General features: G+C 57.5%; 17 protein-coding genes. 13 read left to right on the top strand and 4 right to left on the bottom strand.

Annotation, left to right across the window (positions count from 1 at the left end; translation table 11 throughout):
• Nucleotides 1-440 precede the first annotated feature (440 nt).
• From arnB to arnF, 7 genes are read left to right on the top strand one after another with little or no spacing between them, the layout of a single operon-like run.
• Nucleotides 441-1,577, top strand: a complete 1,137-nt coding sequence (arnB, locus tag E7738_RS19225) for a UDP-4-amino-4-deoxy-L-arabinose aminotransferase (protein WP_058770204.1) — start codon at nt 441-443, stop codon at nt 1,575-1,577.
• A 1-nt stretch (nt 1,578) separates the two neighbouring features.
• Entirely contained in the window at nt 1,579-2,565 is a 987-nt protein-coding gene (gene arnC, locus E7738_RS19220) for an undecaprenyl-phosphate 4-deoxy-4-formamido-L-arabinose transferase (protein WP_021509379.1), read from the top strand.
• Nucleotides 2,562-4,541: a bifunctional UDP-4-amino-4-deoxy-L-arabinose formyltransferase/UDP-glucuronic acid oxidase ArnA gene (arnA, locus tag E7738_RS19215; protein WP_058759134.1), complete on the top strand. Its 1,980-nt coding sequence runs from the start codon at nt 2,562-2,564 to the stop codon at nt 4,539-4,541. Before arnC ends, arnA begins: the two co-directional genes overlap by 4 nt.
• Nucleotides 4,538-5,422 carry a 4-deoxy-4-formamido-L-arabinose-phosphoundecaprenol deformylase gene (gene arnD / locus E7738_RS19210; RefSeq protein ID WP_152390777.1) on the top strand — a complete coding sequence of 295 codons (885 nt, stop codon included), beginning with the start codon at nt 4,538-4,540 and terminating at the stop codon, nt 5,420-5,422. Before arnA ends, arnD begins: the two co-directional genes overlap by 4 nt.
• 31 nt (nt 5,423-5,453) lie before the next feature.
• A complete protein-coding gene (gene arnT / locus E7738_RS19205; RefSeq protein WP_394516571.1) occupies nt 5,454-7,109 on the top strand; it encodes a lipid IV(A) 4-amino-4-deoxy-L-arabinosyltransferase in 1,656 nt (551 codons plus the stop codon).
• Nucleotides 7,106-7,426: a 4-amino-4-deoxy-L-arabinose-phosphoundecaprenol flippase subunit ArnE gene (gene arnE, locus E7738_RS19200; protein ID WP_021509383.1), complete on the top strand. Its 321-nt coding sequence runs from the start codon at nt 7,106-7,108 to the stop codon at nt 7,424-7,426. Before arnT ends, arnE begins: the two co-directional genes overlap by 4 nt.
• Nucleotides 7,423-7,785: a 4-amino-4-deoxy-L-arabinose-phosphoundecaprenol flippase subunit ArnF gene (gene arnF, locus E7738_RS19195; protein WP_394516486.1), complete on the top strand. Its 363-nt coding sequence runs from the start codon at nt 7,423-7,425 to the stop codon at nt 7,783-7,785. The genes arnE and arnF overlap by 4 nt, the downstream gene beginning before the upstream one ends.
• A 3-nt stretch (nt 7,786-7,788) precedes the next feature.
• Here arnF and E7738_RS19190 read toward each other — a convergent pair whose 3' ends face one another.
• Nucleotides 7,789-9,132, bottom strand: a complete 1,344-nt coding sequence (locus tag E7738_RS19190) for an MFS transporter (protein ID WP_394516485.1) — start codon at nt 9,130-9,132, stop codon at nt 7,789-7,791.
• A gap of 317 nt (nt 9,133-9,449) precedes the next feature.
• Here E7738_RS19190 and E7738_RS19185 point away from each other — a divergent pair, with 317 nt between their 5' ends.
• The 4 genes from E7738_RS19185 (at nt 9,450) to E7738_RS19170 (ending at nt 14,302) form a co-directional block, all read left to right on the top strand.
• On the top strand, nt 9,450-10,895 hold the full coding sequence (locus E7738_RS19185; RefSeq protein ID WP_394516484.1) for a sugar porter family MFS transporter: 1,446 nt from the start codon (nt 9,450-9,452) through the stop codon (nt 10,893-10,895).
• A 147-nt stretch (nt 10,896-11,042) separates the two neighbouring features.
• The gene (locus E7738_RS19180; protein ID WP_394516483.1) at nt 11,043-11,864 is read left to right on the top strand and encodes a TIM barrel protein; all 822 of its coding nucleotides are present in this window, start codon (nt 11,043-11,045) and stop codon (nt 11,862-11,864) included.
• Between the two features lie 31 nt (nt 11,865-11,895).
• Complete coding sequence (locus tag E7738_RS19175; protein WP_104093294.1) at nt 11,896-12,906, top strand: Gfo/Idh/MocA family oxidoreductase; 1,011 nt, start codon at nt 11,896-11,898, stop codon at nt 12,904-12,906.
• A gap of 157 nt (nt 12,907-13,063) precedes the next feature.
• Nucleotides 13,064-14,302 carry an aromatic amino acid transporter gene (locus E7738_RS19170; protein ID WP_058776358.1) on the top strand — a complete coding sequence of 413 codons (1,239 nt, stop codon included), beginning with the start codon at nt 13,064-13,066 and terminating at the stop codon, nt 14,300-14,302.
• A gap of 204 nt (nt 14,303-14,506) precedes the next feature.
• Here E7738_RS19170 and E7738_RS19165 read toward each other — a convergent pair whose 3' ends face one another.
• Nucleotides 14,507-15,403 carry an SDR family oxidoreductase gene (locus tag E7738_RS19165; protein WP_394516482.1) on the bottom strand — a complete coding sequence of 299 codons (897 nt, stop codon included), beginning with the start codon at nt 15,401-15,403 and terminating at the stop codon, nt 14,507-14,509.
• A gap of 99 nt (nt 15,404-15,502) precedes the next feature.
• On the opposite strand from E7738_RS19165, the gene E7738_RS19160 reads away from it, so the two are divergent.
• Nucleotides 15,503-16,342, top strand: coding sequence for a helix-turn-helix transcriptional regulator (locus E7738_RS19160; RefSeq protein ID WP_394516481.1), 840 nt, complete (start codon nt 15,503-15,505; stop codon nt 16,340-16,342).
• A 188-nt stretch (nt 16,343-16,530) separates the two neighbouring features.
• Here E7738_RS19160 and uraH read toward each other — a convergent pair whose 3' ends face one another.
• Together uraH and E7738_RS19150 are read right to left on the bottom strand one after the other, a co-directional pair.
• A complete protein-coding gene (gene uraH / locus E7738_RS19155) occupies nt 16,531-16,944 on the bottom strand; it encodes a hydroxyisourate hydrolase (protein WP_058759144.1) in 414 nt (137 codons plus the stop codon).
• 129 nt (nt 16,945-17,073) lie between these two features.
• Nucleotides 17,074-18,174: an NADH:flavin oxidoreductase/NADH oxidase gene (locus E7738_RS19150; protein ID WP_394516480.1), complete on the bottom strand. Its 1,101-nt coding sequence runs from the start codon at nt 18,172-18,174 to the stop codon at nt 17,074-17,076.
• A gap of 327 nt (nt 18,175-18,501) precedes the next feature.
• On the opposite strand from E7738_RS19150, the gene E7738_RS19145 reads away from it, so the two are divergent.
• Nucleotides 18,502-19,314 carry a DUF4225 domain-containing protein gene (locus E7738_RS19145; RefSeq protein WP_394516479.1) on the top strand — a complete coding sequence of 271 codons (813 nt, stop codon included), beginning with the start codon at nt 18,502-18,504 and terminating at the stop codon, nt 19,312-19,314.

Below are 19,314 nucleotides of genomic sequence, written 5' to 3'. Positions count from 1 at the left end.
GGCGTCACTATCCCAGGGAAGAATAAGCAGCCAACCTTAGGATAACCTTAAGAACAGTATAGTCTCTTGGTTAATATATTGAAAAATAGCCACTTTAATTGCCGTGTGTCGTCATGCAGGCCAATGATGTCTGATCCGATGCTGATTTCCGGCCCCGGCGCGCAATCTTCTACCAATCTTCAACATCACGTAAAAAAGTCAGCGTGCCGCTTTGCCATTTAATGTTCAGTTAAGTTTTCCTCCGTATTTTGGTTTCTTATAGCGATAAAACAGACCTGCTTAAGTTTTGTTGCGCGCAGATGACAACAGCATATCAAACGCACTCGTTTAAGTAACGTTTAAACAAAAGGTTACAGCGTGTTTCATCAGGTTGTCATGCGCGGCAATAACGCTTGTTTTATTTTTCAGCATGTTTTCAGGCACAACAGTAAGGTTATCTTATGAGTTTCCTTCCGTTTTCGCGCCCGGCATTGGGTGAGGAAGAACTGGCCGCGGTGCAGGCGGTATTTGCATCGGGCTGGATTACCACCGGACCGCAGAATGCTGCGCTGGAGCAGGCGTTTTGTCAGCTCACCGGCAACCAGCACGCTATTGCTGTCAGCTCCGCCACAGCAGGCATGCACGTCACGTTGATGGCGCTGGGTATCCAGCCCGGCGACGAGGTGATCACCCCGTCGCTGACCTGGGTTTCCACGCTCAATATCATTACGCTGCTGGGCGCCACGCCGGTGATGATCGATGTGGATCGCGATAACCTGATGGTGAGCGCAGAACAGATCGAAGCGGCCATTACGCCGCGCACCCGCGCCATCGTGCCGGTTCACTATGCCGGTGCGCCGGCGGATATCGACGCCCTTCGCGCCGTCAGCGCGCGCCACAATATCCCGCTCATTGAAGATGCGGCCCACGCGGTAGGTTGCTATTACAAAGGCCGGCACGTCGGGCAGCAGGGCACCGCAATCTTCTCGCTGCACGCCATCAAAAACATCACCTGCGCCGAAGGTGGCATCGTGGTGACCGATGACGCGCAGCTGGCTGACCGCCTGCGCAGCCTGAAATTCCACGGCCTCGGCGTCGATGCCTACGATCGTCATACCCATGGCCGCAAACCGCAGGCCGAAGTGATCATGCCCGGTTTTAAATACAACCTGCCAGACATCAACGCCGCGATTGCGCTGGTGCAGCTGCAAAAGTTGCCGGCCATCAATGCACGTCGCCAGGCCATCGCCGCGCGCTATTTGCGTGAGCTGGCAGATACGCCGTTGCTGCCGCTGGTGCAGCCGGCGTGGCCGCATCAGCATGCGTGGCATCTGTTTATCATTCGCGTGGACGAAGCGCGCTGCGGTATCAGCCGCGATGCGCTGATGGAGCAGTTGAAAATCCATGACATCGGCACCGGCCTGCATTTCCGCGCCGCGCATACGCACAAGTATTACCGTGAACGCTATCCGCAGCTCTCGCTGCCGGCCACCGAATGGAACAGTGATCGTATCTGCTCGCTGCCCCTGTTCCCCGACATGCACGATGACGATGTAACGCGTGTGATTGCTGCCTTACGCCACCTTGCGGGAGCCTGAGATGCTGGAAGAAAAACCGATTCGCAAAGTCTCCGTGGTGATCCCGGTGTACAACGAAGAACAGAGCCTGCCGGAGCTGGTGCGCCGTACCGACGCTGCCTGCCGCACGCTCGGACTTGACTATGAAATCTTACTGGTGGATGACGGCAGCGCCGACCGCTCCGCGCAGATGATCGCCGATGCGGCGGATATGCCGGGCAGTCACGTGGTCGGCGTGCTGCTGAATCGCAACTACGGACAACACTCAGCGATTATGGCCGGTTTCAGCCATGTTTCCGGTGATGTGATCATTACGCTGGATGCCGATCTGCAAAACCCGCCGGAAGAGATCCCCAATCTGGTCAAAGCCGCGCAGCAAGGCTACGACGTGGTCGGCACCGTGCGTCAGAACCGTCAGGACAGCTGGTTCCGTCGCCGCGCTTCACGCACCATCAACCACCTGATTCAGCGCGTGACCGGCAAAGCGATGGGCGATTATGGCTGCATGCTGCGCGCCTATCGCCGCCACATTGTCGATGCGATGCTCAACTGCCACGAACGCAGCACCTTTATCCCGATTCTGGCAAACACCTTCGCGCGCCGCACCATTGAACTGCCGGTTACGCATGCCGAGCGTGAGTTTGGCGACTCCAAATACAGCTTCATGAAGCTGATCAACCTGATGTATGACCTGGTGACCTGCCTGACCACCACGCCGCTGCGTCTGCTGAGTATTGTCGGCAGCTTAATCGCGCTGGCCGGTTTCGCCTTTTCTCTGATCCTGATTGTGCTGCGACTGTTCCTCGGTGCCAGTTGGGCCGGTGACGGTGTGTTCATGCTGTTTGCCGTGCTGTTTATTTTTGTCGGCGCGCAGTTTGTCGGTATGGGCCTGCTGGGCGAATACATCGGTCGTATTTATAACGACGTACGCGCCCGTCCGCGCTACTTCATTCAACGTGTTATCCATCCGCAACAAGATGCCCCGTCTGTACAGGAAATTAAGCAATGAAAACTATCGTCTTCGCCTATGCCGAAATGGGCTGTGCAGGCATCACTGCGCTGCTGAACGCAGGCTATGAAATCAGTGCCATCTTCACCCATGCGGATACCTCGCCGGAGAGCCATGCGTTTCCTTCGGTAGCACGCCTCGCGGCTGAGCAGGGCATTCCGGTTTATGCGCCGGAAGATGCTAACCATCCGCTGTGGGTGGATCGCATCCGCACCATGCAGCCGGATTTTATCTTCTCGTTTTATTATCGCGCACTGCTGAGCGACACGATCCTGAACTGCGCGCGGGTCGGCGCGTTTAACCTGCACGGTTCGCTGCTGCCTAAATACCGTGGTCGTGCGCCGCTTAACTGGGTGCTGGTCAACGGCGAGACGGAGACTGGCGTAACGCTGCACCGCATGGTGAAACGTGCCGATGCCGGCGACATTGTGGCGCAGCAGCGCGTGGCGATTGACCCGCAGGATAATGCGCTGACGCTGCACCGTAAGCTGGTGGCCTGCGCCGGCCAGCTGCTGGAAGGCGCGCTGCCGCCGATGAAGCGCGGTGAGATTGCCGCCACGCCGCAGAACGACGCGGAAGCGACCGTGGTCGGTCGCCGCACGCCGGAGGATGGCCGCATCAACTGGGAGCTGCCGGCGGCTAAAGTGAATAACCTGGTGCGCGCAGTCACCGATCCGTGGCCAGGTGCGTTTGCGTATGCCGGCACGGTGAAATTCGTGGTGTGGAAAGGGCGGGTTCACCAGGATGCGCCCAGCGCCAAACCGGGCACGGTGCTGTCGGTTGAGCCGTTCCTGATTGCCTGCGGCGAGGGCGCGCTCGAAGTGGTCACCGGGCAGAGCGACAACGGTGTTTACATGAACGGCAGCCAGCTGGCGCAGAGTCTGGGCATGGTGCCGGGTGCGCTGCTTTACTCGCAGCCGGTTGCTGCGGTAAAACGCCGCACGCGGGTGCTGATCCTCGGCGTAAACGGCTTTATCGGCAACCATCTCACCGAACGCCTGCTGCAGGATGATAACTTTGAGGTTTATGGCCTGGATATCGGTTCCGATGCCATCAGCCGTTTCCTGGATGAACCGCGCTTCCACTTCGTTGAAGGGGATATCAGCATCCACTCTGAATGGATTGAGTATCACATCAAGAAATGTGACGTGGTGCTGCCGCTGGTGGCGATCGCCACGCCGATCGAATATACCCGTAATCCGCTGCGCGTATTCGAGCTGGATTTCGAAGAGAACCTGAAGATTATTCGTGACTGCGTGAAGTATAAAAAGCGCATCATTTTCCCGTCGACCTCCGAAGTGTACGGTATGTGTACCGATCAGCATTTCGACGAGGATCACTCCAACCTGGTGGTCGGACCGATCAATAAACAGCGCTGGATCTATTCGGTGTCGAAACAGCTGCTGGACCGGGTGATATGGGCCTATGGCGAAAAAGAGGGGCTGCGCTTTACGCTGTTCCGTCCGTTTAACTGGATGGGCCCGCGGCTGGATAACCTCAACGCCGCGCGTATCGGCAGTTCTCGCGCCATCACCCAGCTGATCCTTAATCTGGTGGAAGGCTCGCCGATCAAGCTGATCGACGGTGGTGCGCAGAAGCGCTGTTTCACCGATATTCGCGACGGCATCGAAGCGCTGTTCCGCATTATCGAGAACAAGCACAACAACTGCGATGGCCAGATCGTTAACATTGGTAACCCGGAGAACGAAGCCAGTATTAAAGAGCTGGCGGAACACCTGCTGGCCAGCTTTGAGCGCCACCCGCTGCGCGATCGCTTCCCGCCGTTTGCCGGTTTCCGTGAGGTAGAGAGCAGCAGCTATTACGGCAAAGGCTATCAGGACGTGGAGCACCGCAAGCCGTCGATTAAGAATGCCCGCCGACTGCTCGACTGGACGCCAACCGTGGCGATGGATACCACCATCGACAACACGCTGGACTTCTTCCTGCGCACCGTTGAGCTACAGGAAAAGCCATGAAGCGAGTGGGTTTGCGTGTTGATGTCGATACCTGGCGCGGCACGCAACTGGGCGTACCGGCGCTGCTGCAGCAGTTCAGCCTGCATCAGCTGCAGGCCAGCTTCTTCTTCAGCGTTGGGCCGGACAACATGGGGCGCCACCTGTGGCGCCTGATGAAGCCGCGCTTTCTGTGGAAGATGCTGCGTTCGCGCGCGGCCTCGCTGTACGGCTGGGATATTTTACTGGCCGGTACCGCCTGGCCGGGCCGCGAAATAGGCAAAGGGCTGGCTTCGATTATTCGCGCCACGGCAGATCACCATGAAGTGGGGTTACACGCGTGGGATCACTTTGCCTGGCAGACCTGGGCTGGCGTCTGGTCGCCACAGCAACTGAATGCGCAGATTGCGCGCGGTAAAGCGGCGCTGGAAGCCATTTTGGGTGACAGTGTCACCTGTTCTGCGGTGGCAGGCTGGCGCGCCGACAGCCGGGTACTGGATGCCAAGCAGCCGTTTGGCTTTCGCTATAACAGCGACTGTCGTGGCAGCGGGCCGTTCATTCCGCGCCTTAACGATGGCAGCCTCGGCACGGTGCAAATTCCGGTAACTCTGCCAACGTGGGATGAAGTGGTGGGCCAGCAGGTCAGCGCGGAAGGGTTTAACGACTTTATTCTCGCGCAGATGCATGCCGCCAGCGGTACGCCGGTCTATACCATTCACGCAGAGGTCGAAGGCATCGTCGGTTTGCCCGCCTTTGCCGATCTGCTGACGCGCGCGCAGCAGCAGGGCATACGGTTTTGTCCGCTGAGCGAGCTACTGCCGGACAATCTCAGTACGCTGCCGCAGGGCCATGTGGTGCGCGGGCACATTGCCGGCCGGGAAGGCTGGCTGGGTTGCCAGAGTTAACATTTTACAGGACCCAAGTATGGAAACACCGATGCGCAGCCGCACCCGCATAGTGCTGCTGATAGCGCTTTTTGCTCTCTATTATCTGATCCCGGTGCCGTTTCGTGATCTCTGGCAGCCGGATGAAACCCGCTATGCCGAAATTAGCCGCGAGATGCTGCTGAGCGGTAACTGGGTGGTGCCGCATTTTTTTGATTTGCGCTACTTCGAGAAGCCGATAGCCGGTTACTGGGTCAATAATCTTGGCCAGCTGTTATTTGGGCATAATAATTTTGGCGTGCGCGCCGGTGCGATTATCTGTACCACGCTGTGTGCCATGCTGATCTACTGGCTGGGCAAGCGGATGTTCGCCAGCCGCAAAATAGCGCTCACCGCCAGCGTGATCTTTCTTACCTCGCTGCTGGTTTACGGCATCGGCACTTATGCGGTGCTCGATCCGATTCTGCTGCTGTGGCTGGTGGCGGCGATGTGCAGCTTTTGGTTTGCTGCGCAGGCGCACAGTACCTCACAGCGGCTGACGGGGTATGTGCTGCTCGGCGCGGCCTGTGCCATGGGTTTCATGACCAAGGGCTTTCTGGCGCTGGCGGTGCCGGTGCTGGCGATTGTGCCCTGGGTGCTCTGGCAGCGACGTTTTGGCGAACTGCTGCGCTGGGGCCCGCTTACTGTGCTGGTGGCGGCCGCGATCAGCGCGCCCTGGACGCTGTCAATTCAGCATCAGGAAGGCGATTTCTGGCACTACTTCTTCTGGGTCGAACATATTCAGCGCTTCGCGGAGAGCGATGCGCAGCATAAAGCCCCGTTCTGGTATTACCTGCCGGTGTTGGTGGCGGGCTGTTTACCATGGCTCGGCCTGCTGCCGGGCGCGCTGAGCGGCGCATGGCGTCAGCGTCAGCAGCACGCTGCCGCGATCTATTTACTTAGCTGGGTTGTACTGCCGCTGCTGTTCTTTAGCATCGCCAAAGGCAAACTGCCGACTTATATCCTGCCGTGCTTTGCGCCGCTGGCGTTGTTGATGGCGCATTATGCGCACGGTAACACCGCGCGCCAGAAACAGGCGTTGGCGGTAAATGGCTGGATCAACCTGCTGTTTGGTCTGGGTGCCACGCTGCTGGTCGTAGTGGTGCTGGCACCCTGGGGGCTGGCGCACCATCCGGTGTACCCGCGCGATGAGTTGCTGCGGGTACTGTGCGCTGCGCTGGCATTTGCCGGCTGGGCGGTGATGGGCTGGTTAAGCCTGAAAACAGGTCGCTGGCAACTGGCTGCGCTTTGCCCGCTGGTATTGGCGCTGCTGGTCGGGTTTGCTATCCCGCAAAAGGTGCGTGATAGCAAACAGCCGCAGAGTTTCGTCAGCGCCGTTCGGCCTCAGCTGGCGCAGAGCCGCTATCTGGTGGTGGACAATTCCGGCATCGCTTCTGCGGTCGCATGGGAATTGCGCCGCAGCGATATCACTTTCTTCGATGAAAAAGGTGAGCTGGAGTACGGACTGGGTTATCCCGATGCAAAAACGCGCTACGTCGACGGGGAAGCTTTCGCCGACTGGCTGCGCCTGCATCGCCGACAGGGTCCGGTAGCGCTGGTGCTGCTGCTAAATTCTGACGAAAAGCAAGCGGATGCGCATCTGCCGGTGCCGGACGATGTCTATCAGCAGGGACGGCTGGTCTACTACGGCTATAACGCGACACCATGAATCTGCTGCTGATCCTGCTGGTAAGTCTGCTCAGTTGTGCCGCCCAGCTGTGCCAGAAACAGGCGGCCCACTGCGGCGGGCACCGCCTGTTCGGCTGGCTCGTGCTCAGCCTGCTGCTGCTGGGGACGGCGATGCTGCTGTGGCTGGTGGTGCTGCGCACCGTGCCGGTCAGCGTGGCTTACCCGATGCTGAGCCTGAATTTTGTACTGGTGGCGGTGGCGGCGCGCGTCATCTGGCGTGAGACCTACACGCGACGGCAGTGGCTGGGTACGCTGGCGATCGTTGCCGGGGTTGCGCTGATGGGGAGCCATCTGTGAAGGGCTGGCTGCTGGCGCTGGCCAGCGTGCTGCTGGTGTCACTGGCGCAGCTGCTGCTGCGCACGGCAATGCTCGCGCTGCCACCGCTGGATACAAGGACCGCGCTACCGTGGCAGCACGGCCTGATACCGTTAATCGGCGGACTGGCAGCTTACGGCTGCTCAATGCTGTGCTGGCTGCTGGCGCTGCGGCTGTTGCCGCTCAACCGGCTCTATCCGCTGCTCAGTCTGAGCTATGTGCTGGTGTGGCTGGCCGCCATTTCCCTGCCAGCCTTGCATGAAACCTTCCGCTGGAGCAGTCTCGCTGGCGTCATATTGATCGTCTGCGGCCTGCTGTGCGTGGCGCTGCCGCGCCGTTAACCGTTAATGCTGCTGCCACGGGTGATATTCACCCTGGCGGCGGCCTGGCGCCGTTTCCGGCAGACGCAGCAGGCCGAACAATGAAATCATCCCCAGCACTGCAACATACAGCGCCAGACCATACCAGTGGCCGTGGGTCACCTGCAGAATTTTCACCGCCACCAGTCCGAGTACGCCGCTGCCGATCAGCGAACCGATCTGCCAGATCACCGCGATACCGCTGCAGCGAATGTGCGTGGGAAACAGTTCGGGGAACCATGACGCCTGCGGGGCATAACACATGCTGTGACCCAGCGTCAGCGCCACGATCATCGCCAGCTGCGTGAGCCAGTAGCTGTTGTGCGCCAGCGCGAGAAAAAATGGCACGATCGAGAGCATGATCAGCAGCGTGCCGATCAGATAAACCGGCTTGCGACCGATGCGGTCGGAAAGGGCACCCATCAGCGGGATCGCCAGTACTTCGAGGATCACCGCGACGATCATACTGTTCATCAAAATGCCGGCATCAAGCTGATTAGCCTTACCCCAGGCAAGGATGATGACGGTAAACAGGGCGAAGGCGCAGGCTTCGATCAGTTTCGCTGCCACGCCGTTGACCACCAGCCGCGGATTACCACGCAGCACCTCTTTTAACGGCCTGGATTCTGCCGCTTTGGTTTCACGAATGGCGGCGAAGACCGGCGATTCATCAATGCGCAGGCGAATAAACAGGCCGACAATCACCAGCAGCGCGCTGAGCAGAAAAGGCACGCGCCAGCCCCAGTCCATCATCTGCTCCGCGTTCAGCGCGGCATTAAGCACAGCGAACAGCGCCAGCGGCAGCAGAAACCCGACCGGGGCACCAATCTGCACCCAGCTGGCAAAGAAACCGCGCCGGGAAGGCTGCGCATATTCGGCCGTCATTAATACCGCGCCCGCCTGTTCGCCGCCGACGCCAAACCCCTGCAGCAAACGGATGGCAATCAGTAATACCGGGGCCCAGACGCCAATTTTTTCGTAGGTTGGCAGCAGACCAATACAGAACGTGCCAAGGCCCACGATCAGGATGGTCGCCACCAGCGCCTTTTTGCGTCCCACTTTGTCGCCGATGTGCCCAAACACCATGCCGCCAATGGGACGTGCGAGGAAGCCAACCGCATAAGTGGCGAAGGCAGCGAGTGTGCTGACCAGCGGATCGTGGCTGGGAAAAAACAGATGGCCAAAGAACAGTACCGCTGCCGTACCGTAAGCGAAAAAGTCGTAATACTCTGCCGCCGTGCCTATCGCCGAGGCGCTGGCGACGCGGCGGATCAATGATTTAGGGTGAGCTTCAGCGGTATCAGATTGAGCAACAGTTGAAGAGGCCATGACAAATCCTGAAGAGGTTAAAGAGTGACTACCATACAAGAAGGTTTGTGCAGTTGTTGCGCGATTGATCACAAAGCGTGGCGACTCCCGGCGTAAAGGGGCCGATCTGCTGTGCTTCCATAACCACCTCGCCCGATCTTCATTCTCCTTATTTCGGCTGATGTAAATCCATCAAAATAAACCGGTCAAAAGGCTTGAACTCACAATTTGAAAAGCAGGTTTCAAATATAAATTAACATGAAATAAAAATGCCGATAGCCTGGACGCGCTGCTTTGTTCTGATGCTTTTCCTAACGCATTTTTTACCAGGAGGTATTATGGAAAAAGAACTTTATCTCTCCACCAACACCGCGTCCGGCCCCAACAGCACAACAAAAACCGAACCCTTCGTAAAAATCATCGCGCTGGTGGCGACACTCGGCGGGTTGCTGTTTGGTTACGATACCGGCGTGGTATCCGGCGCGCTGCTGTTCATGCGCAGCGATTTACATCTCACGCCGTTCACTACCGGGCTGGTGACCAGTTCACTGTTATTCGGCGCTGCCTTTGGCGCACTGCTGGCAGGGCACTTCGCGGATGCCCTCGGCCGCCGCAAAATCATCATCACGCTGGCCTTTATTTTTGCCCTCGGCGCGGTCGGCTCTGCCTTCGCACCTGATGTGGTGACGATGATTGCGTCACGCCTGTTTCTTGGTATTGCCGTTGGCGGGGCGGCTGCCACTGTGCCGGTGTATATCGCGGAAATTGCCCCGGCGAATAAACGCGGTCAACTGGTGACGCTACAGGAGCTGATGATTGTCTCTGGCCAGCTGCTGGCCTATGTCTCCAATGCGACCTTCAATGAAATCTGGGGTGGCGAACATACCTGGCGCTGGATGCTGGCCATCTCCACCGTACCCGCCGTGCTGTTGTGGATCGGGATGATCTTTATGCCGGAAAGTCCACGCTGGCACGTCATGCGCGGCAACACCGCTGGCGCGCGCAGGGTGCTGGAGAAAACCCGGGCGGCGGAAGACGTAGAGTGGGAGCTGGAGGAGATCGAAGAGACCATCGAAGAGCATCGCCAGCAAGGCAAAGGTCGCCTGCGTGACCTGCGCACGCCATGGTTGCGCAAAGTGTTTTTACTGGGAATTGGCATTGCCGCCATCCAGCAGCTGACCGGTGTGAATACCATCATGTACTACGCGCCAACCATGCTCACTGCTACCGGCCTGAGCAACGATGCGGCGTTGTTCGCCACCATCGCCAACGGCGTGATCTCGGTAATCATGACGCTGGTGGGGATCGTGATAATCGGTAAGGTTGGCCGTCGTCCGCTGGTGCTGATAGGGCAGATGGGCTGTACCGCCTGCCTGTTCTTTATCGCCACGGTGTGCCTGCTTATGCCGGAGTATCACGCCGGTGGTGCGGTTAATCTGCTGCGGGCCTATCTGGTACTGGCCGGAATGCTGATGTTTTTATGTTTTCAGCAGGGCGCGCTGTCACCGGTAACCTGGTTGCTGCTGTCGGAAATCTTCCCGGCGCGCATGCGCGGAATTTGCATGGGTGGTGCCGTTTTTGCCTTGTGGTTTGCCAATTTCGCCATTTCCATGGCCTTCCCGCTGTTGCTGGCCGCCTTTGGCCTGGCCGGGGCGTTTCTCACCTTCGCCGTGATCGGCATCGGCGGCGCCCTGTTTGTACTGCGCGCTATCCCGGAAACCAAAGGGCGCAGCCTGGAACAGGTCGAACACTATTTCTATGAATTGTATGACGGCAAAGGCTAAATGTGAGGGCGATCAGATGGCGCTCAGGCTGATGTAAATCACTCAAAGAAGCCGCAGAGCGGGCAAAAAAGATAACTTACTATCAGGGCATGTCAGTACCTTGCAGCAAACAGAACCTTACCCAGTGATTATTATCCAGGAAAGATCATGACCTACAAAATAAGCAGTGACCGATTCTGTGTTAACCGTAAAATTGCCCCTCATCTCAGCATGGCGGAATTCTTCGCGCTGGTGGAACAGCTGGGATTAAATAAAGTTGAAATACGCAACGATATGAAAAGCGGCAGCGTGACCGACGGCGCAGGCGGTGAGGAAGTGCGTCGCCTGGCAGCGCAGCATCAGCTTGAGATCGAAACCATCAACGCGCTATATCCCTTCAACCAGTTAGATGATGCGGTGCTGGAAAAAACGCGCGCGCTGTTAGCCGATGCGCGCGCCACCGGGGCGAAAGCGCTGGTACTCTGTCCGCTCAATGATGGTACGCCGGTAAGTAATGAGCAAACCGTACAGGCGCTGCAAACCCTGGCGCCGCTGTTTGCCGAATATGGTGTTGCCGGGCTGGTTGAACCGCTCGGTTTTCCGCAGAGTTCACTGCGCTCCACCGCGCTGGCGCAGCAGCTTATCGCTCAGGCCGGCGTGCCGTTTAACATCGTACTCGATACCTTCCATCACCACCTGTACGAAGGCGCTGAACAGGATTTCGCCGGTGGCGTAGACGTGAATCACATCGGCCTGGTGCATCTCTCTGGCGTAACGGATGCGCGCCCGACTCATCAACTCACCGACGAAGAGCGCATCATGCTGAGCGCGGATGACCTGCTGAAATCCCGCGAGCAGGTGCAGCGCCTGGAAGAGATGGGCTATCGCGGTGTTTATGCTTTTGAGCCGTTTTCTTCGGTGATGGAGAGCTGGAGCGCTGAGGATATTGCGCGCGAAATCCGCAGCAGCATTGACTACCTCAACCACTAACCAATCCGACATTTCGCTGAAGGAACCTCGCATGACACTCAATATTGGTGTAATCGGCACTGGCGCTATCGGCCGTGAACACATTCGTCGTTGCAGCCAGGTGCTGCAGCATGCGCGCGTGGTCGCGCTTAATGATATCAATCGCAACAACTGTGAGCAGGTGATTAACGAGCTCGGCTTGCAGGCGGAGATTTACGACAACGCGCACGATTTAATCGTCGCGCCGGAGGTGCAGGCCATTCTGGTTACCTCATGGGGCCCGACGCATGAAGAGTTTGTGCTGGCAGCCATCAAAGCCGGCAAAGCGGTATTCTGCGAGAAGCCACTGGCGGTGACCGCGCAGGGCTGTATGAATATCGTCGAAGCGGAAATTGCCGCGGGCAAAAAACTGGTGCAGGTGGGTTTTATGCGACCGTACGACAGCGGCTATCGCGCGCTGAAAGCGGTTATCGACGGCGGCACCCTGGGTGAGCCGCTAATGCTGCACTGCGCGCACCGCAATCCGGCGGTTGGCGATGCTTATACCACCGATATGGCGATCACCGATACGCTGATCCATGAACTCGACGTGCTGCGCTGGCTGCTGAACGATGATTATGTCAGCGCGCAGGTGATTTACCCACGCAAGACCCGCCACGCGTCATCGCACCTGAAGGATCCGCAGATTGTGCTGCTGGAAACCGCGAAGGGCATCCGCATTGATGTCGAGATCTTCGTGAACTGCGCCTATGGTTACGACATTCAGTGTGAGGTGGTTGGCGAGAGCGGCATTGCCCGCCTGCCTGAACCAATGTCAGTACAAACCCGTCACGCGGCGCAGCTCTCCACCGGCATTCTGACCGACTGGAAAAAGCGTTTTATCGCTGCGTATGATGTTGAGCTGCAGGATTTCATTAACAACGTGCTGTCGGGCAAAATGACAGGCCCGTCGGCGTGGGACGGCTATGCCGCCGCCGTGGCGGCCGATGCCTGTGTTGCGGCACAGAACAACGGTGACATTGTCCCGATTACCATGCCGCCACGTCCGGCTTTTTATCGTTAATCCCGCCACATCGCGGCTGGCGCACCCTAACCGGTGCGCCTTTATGTGACATTGTCACCTCTTGACAGCCATCTTCCCGTCAGTCACCGCCGCGCCTCACATTTGTTACCGATCCCGTGTATCATCGCCGCCTTTATGTTGTGCAAGGAAAAGTGTGATGACGGAGAGCGTAATGGCGCGCCGCCAGCCCTCGGTATGGTGGGGCGCCATGATCATCTGTGGGACGGTAGTGGGCGCCGGTATGTTTACGTTGCCGATCGTGATGGCCGGAGCGTGGTTTGGCTGGGCGCTGCTGCTGCTGGGCATCAGCTGGGGCGCAATGCTGCTCTCCGGGCTGCTGTTTATGCGTGTCAGCCTGCATTATCCGCCGGGCGCGGGTTACGATACGCTGACGCGCGATTTGCTCGGGCGCGGCTGGGCCAGTATCAATGGCCTCAGCATCCTGTTTGTGCTGGGCATTCTCACCTACGCTTATATTTCAGCCAGCGGTCCGGTTTACCAGCACTCGCTGAATCAGCTTGGCGTGCCGCTCTCAACCGCCGGGGCCAAAATCGCGCTGACGTTGTGTGTCGCCGCCGTGGTATGGCTCGGCACCACCGGCGTCAGTCGTTTGATGACGTTCTGCGTGCTGGCAAAAATCCTGCTATTGATTTTGCTGTTCGGCGGACTGTTAACCCAGGTCGATGTGCCCTCACTGTTCGCTGCCGCCGCGCCGGGAGACAGCTACTGGCCTTACGCGCTGGGCGTGCTGCCGTTCTGTCTGGCCTCTTTTGGCTATCACGGTAACATCACCGGACTGGTGAGTTATTATCAGCGCCGCGAGTCGCCGGTGACACGCGCGCTGGTGCTGGGTACGCTGATGTCGCTGGCGCTGTACCTGTTCTGGATTGTCTGCACCATGGGGAATTTGCCGCGCGCTGCGTTTCCTGACATCGTGCAGCAGGGTGGAGATATTGCCGCGCTGATGGCCGCGCTGCGCGATCATCTGCACGTGCGCGCGTTGTCGCTGATGATGTCGGTGTTCTCACATTTTGCGGTGATTGCCTCGTTTCTCGGCGTGACGGCAGGCCTGTTTGATTTCATCGCCGACCGCCTCGGCTGGGGGCATTCCCCGCGCGCGCGTCTGCAAACCGCCTGCCTGACATTTTTGCCGCCGCTGCTCGCTTCGCTATGGTGGCCGCATGGCTTCGTCGCCGCCATCGGTTTTGCCGGTCTGTTTGCCACGCTGTGGGCGGTGATTATTCCGGCGCTGCTGGCGCGGCGTGCGCAACAGCGTTTCGCCGATCGGCCGCGTACGCCACTGGCGATTAGCCTGGTGCTGCTTTTCGGCGCGCTGAATGTGCTGGCATGGACGCTGAGCTGGCTGGGTGTGTTACCGCAATTTGCTGCGGCCTGAGTGGCGAGAACCATGGGGTTCATAGGTATTCGTAGCGGCGCGATTTATCGCGCGAATCTGGCCACCGCGCCGTTGTAGATTGTGCGATAAATTGCACCGCTTACGGTCACAGCACCAGCTCGTAGCGGCGCGATTTATCGCGCGAATCCACCCGCCGCAGCGTTGAAATTATGCAATGAATTGCGCCGCTACCCGGCACTGGGGCTACGACTGGGTTGAATAATTCACTCTGCTTAAATCAGCGATAAGACCCGGTCCTTTGGGCTGCCAGTTGAGCTGCTGGCGCGTCCAGGCACCGCTGGCACGCAGATCCAGCCTGGCGAAAGCGGCGAACCAGCCGAAATGCTCCGCGGCCTGATCGGGTTTCAGCGAAACAGCAGGAATACCCAGGCCTGCTGCCACGGTTTCAGCAATCAGCCGTGAGGCAATGCTTTCCTCTGCTACCGCATGATACCGTTTGCCGCGTTCGCCTTGCTCAAGCACTTTTACGTACAGCCCGGCGACGTCATCAACGTGTGCCGCGCACCAGGCGTTTTCACCTCCGCCGATATAAGCTGCCGCGCCTTTCTCCCTGGCAAGAGCGATGTAATAGCTGATTAATCCCTGACGTTCAGTGTTGTGAACCTGAGGTAAACGCACCACACGAAGATCGATCCCCGATTCAAGGAGCTTAATGCCTTCCATTTCCGAGGCAACGCGTGGGTTAGGGTGTGTCGGGTTGAAATTCTGCTCAAGAGCGGGCTGGCCACCGCCGTCATCACCCATTCCGGTACCAGAAGTGATGAGCAGCGGACGCTGACTGCCCTGTAACACAGAGCCAATCGCGCGAATAACGCGGCGGTCTTTTTCGCAATTTTCGACAAAACGGCTGAAATCATGATCGAAAGCGGTGTGGATCACCGCATCACATTGGTCAATGCCGGCAATCCACGCCTGGGGATCTTCCAGCGTACCGCGCTGGGCTGTGGCGCCCTTATCTTTTAACCGCTGAGCTGCTTCTTCTGAACGGACAAGACCGGTCACCTGATGGCCGCGAGCCAGCAGGGCCGATACAACGCGTGAGCCGATAAAGCCCGTCGCACCCGTTATAAAAATACGCATAGCCTGTCTCCTGAGTGATTTAGTGCGACAGCGTAAGCGCGGATCTTTTACTATTAAAGTAGTGAAGTTATCAGGGTATAAACATTAACAGGGTGATTTATGACGCTGCTTTCTGAAAATCCGCTGGGTGAGTTTTTAAGGGCACGCCGTCTGGCAATTGACCCGGCTTCGTTTGGTTTTTTGCCCGGCCGCCGCCGTACGCCGGGCCTGCGCCGCGAAGAGGTTGCCCAGCTCGCGAATATCAGCCCGACCTGGTACACCTGGCTTGAGCAGGGCCGCGGGGGAGCGCCCTCGCGTGAGGTACTGAACCGCATTGCTGCCGGGCTGCGGCTTACGTCTCCCGAACGCGATCATCTGTTTATCCTCGCGTTTGGGCATCCGCCAGAAAACCGGGTAAGTCGGTGCGACAGCATAACCCCACGGCTGCAACGCGTACTGGAAAGCCTGACGATTCCGGCGATTATCAAAACCGCCACCTGGGATGTGGTGGCATGGAATCACCCGGCGACGGTTGTGCTGAAGGATTACGGGCAACTTCCGCCCTCGCGGCGCAATATTCTGCGCCTGCTGTTTACCGATCAGGAAGCGCGGGGGATGCAAGACGACTGGGAGGGCGTTGCCCGTCTCATCGTCAACGCCTTTCGGGCGGATGCCGCGCGCCTGGGGGCTTCAGAGGAAATTGATCGACTGGTTGAGGAGCTATCCGCTCAAAGTGCTGATTTCGCCCGCCTGTGGCGTAACAACGATGTGGCCGGGCATGGCGAAGGGTTTAAGGTGCTGCATCATCCGCAAATGGGGACGATTGCCCTGGAGTTCTCGACCTTTTCTGTTGAAGGCAGGCCGGATTTAACGATGATGCTCTTTAACCCGGCAACCGATGAAAGCAGAGCGAAAACAGAGCGCTGGATTTCACAGAACCCAGCTCAGCGCGAAAGCTGAGTCAGGCAGTTTTTAATGCGTCAGCCAGCACGCTATAGCAATCACACCAGTCGAAAAAAAACAGGCTTACCCTGTAATGGGCAGGAGAAACGAAATAGAGGTTCTCCTGCCTGATTCAATCGCTTAACGAGGCAACGGTTCAACAAAACGTACTGGTATAAATATACCGTCCGCAGCGCCTTTTTTGCTTAGTTGCCGCGATAGGTGGAGTAGCCGTACTGGCTGAGCAGCAGTGGAATATGGTAGTGCTGATCGGCATTATCCAGGTTGAACATCACCGGGATTTCCGGGAAAAAGGTCGGCTGAGCGTTTTTTTTGTAATAGTCACCGGTTTTAAAAATTACGCGGTAAATCCCGGTCTGCGCCTTCTGGCCCGCCGGGTAAAGCGCTGGAATACGTCCCTGTTCGTTGGTGGTGCCCTGCGCCAGTTTCACCCACTCTTCCCCCTGTTTCTTATCCAGCTCGACCTCAATACCTGCGGTCGGTACGCCGGTTTGCAGATTCAGCACATGCACGCTCAGGGGATTTTTCATCTCAGCGGCCAGGCCGCTCATGCTGAAAGCGCAGAGCGCGCCGCCCAGTAAATAATGCTGCAATTTCATCTCATCTTCCTTTTGGTTAATTGGCCGGGAAAGCATAAGACGAAAACAGTGCAGTCGCGCACAATGGGCTGAAATCTGTGAAATTTCCCAGAGCAGAACCGGCAACCGGGCGGCTGCCGGTCAGGGAAACTACTGGTTGCTAATCAGGGTGCCTTTCAGGCCGTGCGGTTCGGAACGCAGATACTGAGGCGGCGCTTTGGCCTGCGCACCCAGTTCGGTGGCGGCGTGCCATGGCCAGCGTGGGTCATACAGCACCGCGCGTGCCAGCGCGATCAAATCGGCATCTTGCTCCTGCAGCGCCTGCTCGGCCTGTTTCGGTTCGGTAATCAGCCCCACGCCAATCACCGGAATCGAGACCTGCTGGCGAATCTCGCGGGCGAATGGCAACTGATAACCTGGACCGACGCTGATTTGCTGCTGCGGTGCCAGCCCCCCGCTGGAGACGTGAATATAGGCGCAGCCTGCGGCTTCGAGCTGCTGGCTGAAAACAATCGATTGCTGATTATCCCAGCCGCCCTCGATCCAGTCGGTGGCGGACAGCCGCACGCCAACCGGGATTTCCGCCGGCAGCGCAGCGCGCAGCGCCTTAAACACCTCAAGCGGAAAACGCAGACGGTTCTCTAATGAGCCGCCATATTCATCGTCACGCTGGTTGCTGAGCGGCGACAGAAACTGGTGCAGCAAATAGCCGTGCGCAGCATGCAGTTCGACCAGCTCAATGCCGATGCGTACCGCGCGCAGGGCGCTATCGACAAAGGCCTGTTTCAGCTGCGCCAGATCCTGTTTGCTGAGTGCGGCCGGCGGACGCTCATCCTGTCCAAACGGCTGCGCAGACGGCGCGACGGTCTGCCAGCCGCCGTTTTCCTCAGAGAGCTGCGCACCGCCTTGCCATGGCGCAGCACAGGACGCTTTGCGCCCGGCGTGACCCAACTGAATGCCAATCGGCAGGGTAGCGTAGCGCCGCACGTCCTGCAGCACGCTGGCCAGCGCGGCTTCAGTGGCGTCGTCCCATAACCCCAGGTCGCCCGGCGTGATACGGCCAATAGCTTCCACCGCCGTTGCCTCGATAATCAGCAGTCCCGCGCCGGAGAGCGCCAGCTGGCCCAGATGAATGCGGTGCCAGGCCGTTGCCTGACCTTCTTCCGCTGAGTATTGGCACATCGGTGCAATCACAATACGATTTTCCAGCGACAACTCGCCAAGCTGCGTCGCGCTAAACAGTAAACTCATGCATACCTCATATCCGCACGTTAATGACTCCCTACAGCATAGGAGCTGCAGCCGGATTTGCAGCAATGCCAGATGTAAGCGGCAATGACACCCATTAATTACAACATACTATTAGTGATTAAAGTAATGGTGCCGGGTTCGGCTAACGTGCCGTTAAGGCTGACTAGCGCCATTTATTCAAACCAGGGGCTGAGGTTTAACAGAACGCAAGCTAACGCTAAGGAATTCTGGACAGGCGTAAACCTGGCGGTCCAAAATAACTCCTCATGTTAAAGAGGGATCTGATTAAGTATTATCGAATTATTGGCTAATCAAAGGAACTGTGAAATGGATGAAGCACTACTCGCAATGATGCGTTCAAATGGGCGCAACAGGGCCTGGGCAGAATCGATGGTCAATCTTGAAGCCCGTAAGCTGATTGAAACGGCTAACCGTGAAGCCGGGTTTCACATCAGGGATGGACTTACACGACTCCAGTTTGTGCAGGAAATAAGGGATGTGATTGAAGAGCAGTTCTCGATTGCCCGGCGAGCAAAGTCTGATGAAGAGTGCATGGCCTGCGTAGAAAACCTCAGGGCAGAGACCGAAAATCTTGCAGAGCAGGGGCAAATGCTGCGCAGGAATACTGCGAAACTTTACGCCAAAGTGGAGTTCGTCCGGGAAAATAACAAAATTGTCGGTTATGTGATTTCTGCTGTTCATATTGTGGTATCAGGTGCAGCGCTGTTTGGCGGAATGATCATGATGTCGACAATGACTCCTTTAGGAATACTTGCCGGGGCGATACTTTTTGTTGATGGTATTAATGGGATCACAAAAGAGGCCAGCCATCTTCGTTACGGCGAACAATCCAAATCAGAGGGAATATTTGCAGACAGTTCTATGGAGGCTGCTAAGTATCTGGGTTTTAAACCTGAATCAGGGCTGGCATTTTATAATGCAGTAACCTTGAGTGCTAGTGTTTATAGTATTTTTGGTCTTGCAAGAAAGCCTGGTGCGTGGCGATTATTCAGATGGCTTCCTCGGGATTATTACCGAAAAGTTGAAACCATGAGCAAACCAAAATTAACGATGAAAATTGTTGGTTATGGTGTAAAAGCAAAAGTCATTTTTGACCTTTTGACCCCTGAGAATAACTGA

Source organism: Pantoea sp. SGAir0430, from assembly GCF_043549295.1.
Note: the sequence above shows the minus strand (reverse complement) of the source record. Positions and strands in the feature narration are given on the sequence as shown.